This window comes from Nitrosomonas supralitoralis, assembly GCF_003011925.2.
GTDB lineage: Bacteria > Pseudomonadota > Gammaproteobacteria > Burkholderiales > Nitrosomonadaceae > Nitrosomonas > Nitrosomonas supralitoralis.
This window is the reverse complement of sequence record NZ_PXXU01000083.1, coordinates 1-8302: the sequence shown is the minus strand read 5'-3', so window position 1 is coordinate 8302 and position 8302 is coordinate 1. Positions and strand designations below refer to the sequence as shown.

The window sequence follows — 8302 nt, the reverse complement described above, 5'->3', positions numbered from 1 at the left end:
GATGGCATCTATGATTCCTTTGCCGACCGGATTCAGACCTTCTTTAAGTTCATTAATTTTGTTTTTTCTGATTTCATGCCTTTGCCTGTCAATGGATATTAGTTTTTCCCAAACCTCTTGTTTTTTAATAGAAATAGTCGCGTACATTTCAACAGATTTTTCTATTTCTTCCTTGTCATAGCCGTTGGCTTCGTTTACCGACAGCAAATCCGTCAAGGCAAGCCGCAACTTCTCGTACTCTTTCTGAGCCTCTTCCTGTTGCGCAATGATTTCAGGCGTATTTTCCAGCGGTTTGTATGACAGTTCCTTGATTTCAGCTTCAATGGATTTGATTTTCTCAGCATCAACCTCAAAAACGTTTCCAGCCGATTTGTAGTGGTCAAAAGCGGCTATTTCCGCAGCCCCACCAGCGGGAATGCGAAGATCAGCATAAGCATCCCTAAATTCTGCCGTAGCGTCCTGATATCCCTCCCTGTTATTTCCGCTTGAGAGCATTTTCATTATCTTTTCTACGGTATTTGCTTCGGCTGCACGCAATGACTCAGGAACCGCAGAAATCCCATTGCGCAGGTAATCGGCCAACGTTTTAATTGATGCCACTGGATTTGCTGGATCAATGGAGAGGCTGGTAACCGGCTTAACAGCAATCGACAGTAGTTGCCGGATCTCACGCACACGCTTGACCAGGGTAAGTTTATTTACCCCGGCAACGCCTGGCATATTTTTTCGTATAATCCCAAGTTCACGAACGAGTTTTAACTTTTCGGACTCGCTCACATCATCAAGAGCCAGTAGAGTCATTTTCTTATCCGTTTGCCTGTTGGTCTAATTCAGCCCATTTTTCAGCGGCGCCACCTATCAATTCATCATTTTCAGCGCCAAGACCGGCATCGATCAGCGCTTGAGCGGATGCCTCGATCTCATCAAGCAATTTCATGAGGTCGCTGGCGTTGCTAGTGCCATCAACTACGGATTTCAGGAATGCTTTAGCGGCGGTTATTTCCTCAGAATCTCCTGGGGTTCCGTCAAACCATTGCGCAACAGCCTTTTCTGACCACTCCTTAGATAATCCTTTTCTTAACGCCAGATATGAAGGCAGATTTCTCTTCATCCAATCTGTACCGTATTCACCAATCTCGCTATTCGCCCACCGTATCGCGTCATCTATCGCTTGCTTAAACAATTCTTTATCGCTCAACGTACCGTTAGCTGACAAAATTGCCGTGTTTGCTTTAAACGAATAAATAACATCACCGTTTTCAGGATCAAGGCCAAAATACTCCCCGCCTCTAACATCAATCTCATCAAGAGCGTCCTTTAATTGGGCGAGAGTTTTATAAGCAGAATCCGCAACACTCGAACCAGATTTGTATATCTTGTATAGCCTTTCTCCATTTTCTTCCGTTGCGTCTCCTGTACCGGCGGCAGGATCCAGATCTTTGTGTTCATCGGTACCCGCAGGAGTTGGCTCAACCTCAAAACTACCGGTAGCCTTGCGCAGCAATCCCTTGCCGTAAGCAGCGAGAATATCTGCATCAGTCACACCGGAATTCTTAATATTATTAACACTGACTGCGCTAATTTCGCCGTTCGTGCGGATAGTCAGGCTGGATATGCCGAAACCATCAAGCGCTGGCAGCGCTTCGATCAATGATGCTATGTCAACGTGGAAGTCAGTTTGTGGGAGAGTTGGATTTTCAGAACTATCGCCATTTTCGGTCGATGTTGGTTCGACTGCCGGGGTGCGACCTTCAGCAGCAACCTTAGCTATTTCCAGTTCGTTCTGTGCGCTTTTCAATTCAGCCTCCAAGGTAACAATTTCATCCTTGAGTGATTGAATGTTTTGCATCCGCTCAGATCGTCTCGCATTAGCACGCGCAAAGGCCGCGCTGTTTTTTTCTGCCAGTCTCATAATGCGGCGTGCAACTTCGCGTACATTCAAGTCCTGGCCGCGCTCGGGAGCCACAACAATCGTTATATCTTTCTTGTTCAGCAACCACTTCCAGGAAATAATTTCATCCGATGGCGCCATTTTCTTTGGCGTTACGTCAGGATTGTGGAAATAAATGGATACTGTTTGCCCATCAGACAGTTCAAATATCACCGCCACATTAGCCACGCCACGCTGACTAAACGGGTCGGATATCTGCATTGATTCTACTTTGACTGACTTACCGGCACGCTCCATAACCCCGCGCAGCAGTTCCATCTTGCGTTCCAGCTTCACAAATGGAGTAACCAGGGCATCTAGCGCCAGAACGCCATCGGAATCTTCAATAATGTCGTTGATGGTGATCGAATCAAGCAATAGGTTTTCGCCTGAATCTGATTGCCGTATCTCATACAACACCTGATCAAGCGTTTGATCGTAGGGCATAGCGTCGCTATTCCATTGCACTCTTTTTGTCATGGCTTCCAATCCTTCGTAGGGTAAATTTTTTTCACGTAGTGGCTCACTCATATCGCCGTTTTATAACCACCATTTCAATTGAGATAATGAGACCGGAACAATGCTCTCCATTCCATTCCAGCCTCTGTCGTAGCTTCCCAGGTACGAGCTACGGGCTGATTCTCCGTTGGCAAATCCAAGCATTGCCTTATGCTCATCGAAACGGCCATCAACGAACTGGTTAATCACATAAACCGTCTCTGATTGCAGAAACGGGCCCAGGAAACAGTCAATACCGTCTCCATCATTCCCTTTAGTTCTGCTGATGTATCCGTAGTGCGCGGCCATGCGAGAAATCCACCGTTTGCCGGTCTTTGAATCAATGCCGGTCCGGTAGGTGCCGCGTGGCTGTTCAATGGCGATTGCAAGACCCTGGTAATCGACCCTTCCCATTTTGTAATTGCCTGATTTGCGTTGCGCTTCAGTCGGCTCAGGAATTGAATTGACACCAAAAGCGCCGCTGTGGGCAGCGTTTTCAATATCAATGAATTGGTTGTCAGTGGAATGTGTCATGCAACGGCATGGTAAGCCGTTTGAAGCGAAGAATTTCGGTCTGTTTTCCGTTCTACAATGCAAAAAGCCCGGATTCACCGGGCTTAAATTACGAGTATTTCTATAAAGTATGGATTCACGAGGGAGCAGGTATGCGGATTTCGAGGAGTCTAAGGTTTCATGTAATGAAGATATAAAATAAAGGGCTCCAGGATAATCAGCATACCTCACATGGCTCAAAGAACCGCTCATCAAATTGCCAGATTGGCGAATTAGTCAGAGCGATGAGTAGCCGCTGTTAATAATGGAATTTATCGAAGCGCATAAATAAAAAAACTCTAGTTGGTCGCGCCGACAACCTATTCCGTAGGCTTATCGTGAGAATTTCATTGCTAATTCATACACGACGTATAAGCAGTTGGACAAGCAGGATTCAATCCACCGGCAGGAGCATTTTTTTGTTTCTTCCAGTTTAAAACTTCCAATACTTGTGCGTAATGTTTTTCCCGTGTCCAGAAAATATAGTTGGCATGCAGGGTATCTCGTGCAAAAGCCAGAATCTGATAAACAGTTGGCACATAACCAGTTCCATCGCCGTTCGAATTTTTATAATTTTTTGACATAACCGTAGGAACCATTGGAATCATGCCAGCAAAATCTGAATAGTAATTATATATTCCCTGGTTAGAGTCGTGTTTTGTAGCTTTAAAGCTCAAACCTTTATCATCGAGAAAAGTATCTGGACTACTCAGTGCTGTTCCAATATCTTTGAGGCTACCCACGAATGATGCGAGAATAGGACGCGGAAAATTTACTTCCTGAATTGTCATTGTATTGGGAAAAAACAAACGCATTTGTTGCTGCACTTTGAGCTTGTTGCTATAAAACGCAGCTACCTGTGCTTTCGAGAGAGGTTCAATAGCCTGTCCCATAGCGGTTTCTATCATACTGATACCCTCAAAGTAAGGATGCGAGTTATAACGCTCACCCAATGCCTCAAACAAGGCAATCAAGCGATTCTGTACTTGCAAGTTCCATAATTTGATATTTCGCCCGGATACTACTGTATTTCCATAATTACTAATATCAAATTCGCCGCCTTCATATTCAGCTGTTTTCATGTAGCTTGGCACAACTTGTCTTTTATTGAATGACTTCGTTTGCACCTGTATAACAAGTCTTTTCCCTCTGGAAGATAGTTCAGCGAGACGTTTATCAATGGATGAAAAATCATATACACCTTTTGATTTTTCGAGGTCCGACCAAAAATACCTGATCATCATTCCTTGTAATGCGGGTGTGGCTTCAAGTTCACTGTATACCTGCGCTAAGTATGCGGCATTGTTTTTGCTTGAGCCCTTGATTATGTAGTAGTGACCTGGATGCCATTTGACCGCCGTGGGGTCTGTCGTAGCTGCTATTGCGTTCAAGGGAGATAAAACTATACTAATAATAAGAATTAGCGCGGCTAATAAAAAATTTGCTTGTTTTTTAAGTAGGTTGGCAGCAAATGTTATCGAATGGGTAGCTAAAAGCTGATAGTTGTTTTTCATAAATAATTCCTTCTTAAAGTTTCAAGAGAGGAACTGCATGGATACGCTTTGAAGTATTATTGCTAGTGTGACCGTCTACTAGCGCGAATGAGTAAAACATGTGGCGTTATCTGGCAGTCCTGCCATCATTGGGGCAACTCTCCCTTTAGATCAGTGACTTTGCGCCCCCAGCTTTCACTGGGTTAGCCTTTTTCATATTGCAATGCTAACTAAGCACCAACTGTGCCATAGTTAAATTTCTTATAATATATGGCACCCATTCATGAGTTATGAATGTCTCTTACGTATTGATATTAAAGGCAAGCATTGGAAAGTATATCGTGCGGGAAAAAGATGGTATTTATCTAATACGCTAACTTTTTCTATCCGCTAATCATATGAAATGACATTTTTTGTCATATTCTGACCAAAAAAGAACATTGATAAGCTAATTTTTCGGGATTATTGATACAAAATAATTACATAACAACCTGATCTTTCACTTCTGATCCATCCGAGCGGAAGTCTTTCTGCCTCAGGCTTACTATCTCTCGCTGCAGTCATGACAGCAAATATATTGTGAAAAACCAGCATCGTCATTCACTACACAACCACTTCTAAGGAAACTGGTTCGATGTTTCTGCAATCAACGCAAGGAATCAGGAATGTTAGTTTAAACGCTTGAATGAATTCAAGCTCAGTTCCTGAGAAGAAATCTGAGCTAAAACATATTATCCAGAGCTGCACCATCCGTTACGCTTGCCGCCACTATATGGACGCGCCAATCCTTTGCTGATCATAGCCGCGCCCACATCAACTCCATCCACAAATACCGCAGCATTTATCCTGAAATATTTATCCCTGCGGACGTTGCGTAACTCCACGTCCTTTGCATTCAATAACAAATGAGCCAGATACGCTCTGGAATCCATGGCGCCGCTTTTTTCCTGCTCACACTTTCCCCTCAGCTCAGGTGCATCAATGCCGTTTATTCGCACCGGTATCTTGCTGCAAAGAATGTTCGGGCAGTCACCATCGATATTGATCGTAAAGGTATCGCCGTCATAAACCTTTATGATTGAACCGGGCTTAATTGTTTCCTCGGCATACGCCGGGTGATCGCAGCCAACAAACACGGTTAATATGAGCAAAACAATCGCTAATTTTGCCAATTTCATGATGGCACCATGCCTTGATTTAGTTTTTCGATCTCAGCCCTGACTTCGCTAATGGCAACCTTTAGGGCATCCCTTTTGCTGGTTAAAACCTGTTCCATTTTTGGCGCCGCAGTGCGTATCCCTGCGGGTGGTCTTATTTTCACCGCAGCGAGTAATTTCTGAAATTTGGTGCGACCGGCATCCATAGCGGCGACGATCTCGGATATCGCTTTTATGTGATCATCCTGGTTTTTAATTGGCAGAATTTTTCCATTCAGCAGCACCTGATAGATATCGCCTGTTTGCTTTATCCGCAGAATCACCTTCTGAGAATCGGCAAAGGTAAGTGTCATTTCACGGAAGCTGATACCTGCAGCACGCTTCGCGGTGGCCGATACATCTTGCTGCACAACATGCGCGCCGGCTCGTGAGAAATATTTCGCTGCTTCTTTGGCCGCTTTATCCTTAATAGAAAGATCAGCGTAACTAAAAACCAGATTTTTCATTCTAAGGCCCTTATTACAATAAAAGGCCACAGTGTATTCGCTGATTAATATGAAATTTTTGGGTAATTTCCGTACTTCGAATTGCTTATACTAATTGCGTGACCATTTTATTTCTCTTCATCTAACTAAAAGCTTTTTCATGTACGATAGCATGGTGAGGAATGCTCACGACGGATGTCTAAATAAACAAAGATTTACTGTGGATTATCGGGGCGCAGATAAAGAACGAGGCTGCGAGCATGCCCAGGAAATTGACCATGGCCTTGCGCCGGGTCTGTCGGCGCATCCGGTGACAGGGTCTTTTCAATGTGGCGACATACACAATAATTGTAGCTATATATAAATAGCTTTTTATGTCTTATAGCACAACTTAGTAGCAGTAGCCGTTTGCGTTAATTCTAATACTAGAGACTCTACTCAAAAAATACCAATTATGACTTAATCAACTTGGATACTTTGATTCGTGGGGTCTAAAATAGCTTTCTTCAAGGTTATATGTTGATAATCCATCGATTGCAAATGAGTCTTAATCTCTTCATAAAATAAAGAGTTAGCGCGTGCTCCAATAATTATCCCCGAAATGGCTGACAATGGTATTGTATAAAGATAGATTTTTTCATCTTCAATACTTAAAACACTGTCAGCTTCATTAAGAGGAACAATCATTCGCCATTCAGCTTCATATGCCCATGATGTTTCTTTTGTGGCGAGTAGATCTTCGTCATCAAGATCAGATAATGAGCGCCCCACACTTGATCTGTTAGCATACCTAACTTTCCTGAGATGGAATAATTGATCTGTATCAGAACGACGACGATGAAAAAATTTGTGTTTAGTGTCGAATTCGATCGCGAAACCTTTATGCGCGGAAGAATAATGTGCCCAAAGTAAAGGGTGATTAATTGTTTCTGAAAGACTAAGGATTCCAATTGTTTGAAAAGTCTCTATAAACATTTCTTTGGCTTTTGGCGAAAAATTGGAAACCATCGTTCTTAGAGAAGGCTTAATTTCTTCCCTAATTTTTTCTAATACTTGTGGATTATCTCGGACATTTGCTATAAGTTGATCGATTGATATTTGAGATTTCTGTTTACTTGAAAATTTCAAATATTGTCTGCGCAATGCCTCTTCAATATATGCAAATGGAAAATTCATTGCATCTTCTAGAGCATTTTCAGAGAACAACGCATCAAACATCGGCTGCAATTCAAATGGATCATTAAGTGCAGAAGCCTGAGTAAATCGAATAAGCTGATTTTTTAATATGTCAATTCGTTCAGTAGCGACATACTTGTACAATTTATTAGGATATTCCATATATTATAAATTTCATATATCTAAATTAAACCAGCCTAAAAGTGAAAGCGAAGGCTTAAAATTGATTGTGACAAATCTGTGTCAAATGAACTAGTAAATACCGTCAATTAGGGCTATTTGGCACTGGCAAGGTTGCAGGCAAGCATAGCAAGTTATTGTTTTATAATTATACTATATTTAACAAGTGTGTCTCGTAATCCCATGCACTACCAAATGCAGCTTTTCCCATTAGAGCTTGTGTATTTATAAAATTAGAGATACTCATTTTTTACCTTATATAGGTGACCCGGTATTATCTGAACCAGATTGAACCGAATCATGCCGATGAGTCGACCCAACATTCTTGCTGTTGTGAGTTAACGAGCTTCCAACCACGGCTGTATCGCCATTGACAATCACATTGGCTGCATTGATCTCCACGGTCTCGGCATTCAATCTCATCATTCCATCTGCAGTGAGCTCTATGTTCGCATGATGAAACCGTCTCCAATCAAATGAATTTCCCGCTTGAGGATTGCGGTACCCGGTAATTATTGGATATCTGGAATCGCCGCCTATAAAGGCAATCCATACCGTATCGCCCGGCAATATTTCGATCTCGGTACCATCCGAACCAGACCTTGCTTTATCTCCGATGGGATATTCAATTTCTGCTTCTGGAAACACGTCTGAGCCGTCAGTTATACCGGGTATTTCTATCCGGCATGTTCGTCTGTCCTGGTCGTATGATTGAACGATTGCGGGGTAGCGTCCGGGCATCTGGCCGTAATTGTTTGCAGTCATTATTCCTCCAAACTTCCAAGCCACAAACGGCTGTACTGATTGCTGCCGCTGCCGTCCGTGTCGTTT

At 42.9% G+C, this 8302-nt stretch carries 8 protein-coding genes and 1 riboswitch; all 8 genes read right to left on the bottom strand.

Annotated elements, in window-relative coordinates:
* Positions 1–801, bottom strand: an 801-nt coding sequence (locus C7H79_RS15890) for a hypothetical protein (RefSeq protein WP_147383642.1), incomplete at its 3' end; no start/stop codon positions are given.
* Between the two features lie 4 nt (positions 802–805).
* Complete coding sequence (locus C7H79_RS15885; RefSeq protein ID WP_106708235.1) at positions 806–2461, bottom strand: defense against restriction DarA-related protein; 1656 nt, start codon at positions 2459–2461, stop codon at positions 806–808.
* A gap of 9 nt (positions 2462–2470) precedes the next feature.
* Positions 2471–2962 carry a pyrophosphatase-like OB fold-containing protein gene (locus C7H79_RS15880; RefSeq protein WP_106708234.1) on the bottom strand — a complete coding sequence of 164 codons (492 nt, stop codon included), beginning with the start codon at positions 2960–2962 and terminating at the stop codon, positions 2471–2473.
* A gap of 371 nt (positions 2963–3333) precedes the next feature.
* Positions 3334–4494, bottom strand: coding sequence for a glycoside hydrolase (locus C7H79_RS15875; RefSeq protein ID WP_106708233.1), 1161 nt, complete (start codon positions 4492–4494; stop codon positions 3334–3336).
* Between the two features lie 109 nt (positions 4495–4603).
* Positions 4604–4692: riboswitch (cyclic di-GMP riboswitch) on the bottom strand.
* Positions 4693–5204: 512 nt separating this feature from the next.
* A complete protein-coding gene (locus C7H79_RS15870; RefSeq protein WP_106708232.1) occupies positions 5205–5651 on the bottom strand; it encodes a thermonuclease family protein in 447 nt (148 codons plus the stop codon).
* Positions 5648–6136 (bottom strand): defense against restriction DarA-related protein, encoded by a 489-nt coding sequence (locus C7H79_RS15865; RefSeq protein ID WP_106708231.1) that lies wholly within the window; start codon positions 6134–6136, stop codon positions 5648–5650. Before C7H79_RS15865 ends, C7H79_RS15870 begins: the two co-directional genes overlap by 4 nt.
* A 438-nt stretch (positions 6137–6574) precedes the next feature.
* The gene (locus tag C7H79_RS15860) at positions 6575–7453 is read right to left on the bottom strand and encodes a DUF2971 domain-containing protein (protein ID WP_106708230.1); all 879 of its coding nucleotides are present in this window, start codon (positions 7451–7453) and stop codon (positions 6575–6577) included.
* A 273-nt stretch (positions 7454–7726) separates the two neighbouring features.
* The coding region (locus tag C7H79_RS15855; RefSeq protein ID WP_106708229.1) for a hypothetical protein at positions 7727–8302 on the bottom strand (576 nt) is incomplete at its 5' end.

Bases quoted from the DNA above. Each gene is read 5' to 3' on its own strand.
- C7H79_RS15865 (WP_106708231.1), bottom strand. From the start codon at position 6,136: ATGAAAAATCTGGTTTTTAGTTACGCTGATCTTTCTATTAAGGATAAA.
- C7H79_RS15880 (WP_106708234.1), bottom strand. From the start codon at position 2,962: ATGACACATTCCACTGACAACCAATTCATTGATATTGAAAACGCTGCC.
- C7H79_RS15885 (WP_106708235.1), bottom strand. From the start codon at position 2,461: ATGAGTGAGCCACTACGTGAAAAAAATTTACCCTACGAAGGATTGGAA.
- C7H79_RS15870 (WP_106708232.1), bottom strand. From the start codon at position 5,651: ATGAAATTGGCAAAATTAGCGATTGTTTTGCTCATATTAACCGTGTTT.
- C7H79_RS15875 (WP_106708233.1), bottom strand. From the start codon at position 4,494: ATGAAAAACAACTATCAGCTTTTAGCTACCCATTCGATAACATTTGCT.
- C7H79_RS15860 (WP_106708230.1), bottom strand. From the start codon at position 7,453: ATGGAATATCCTAATAAATTGTACAAGTATGTCGCTACTGAACGAATT.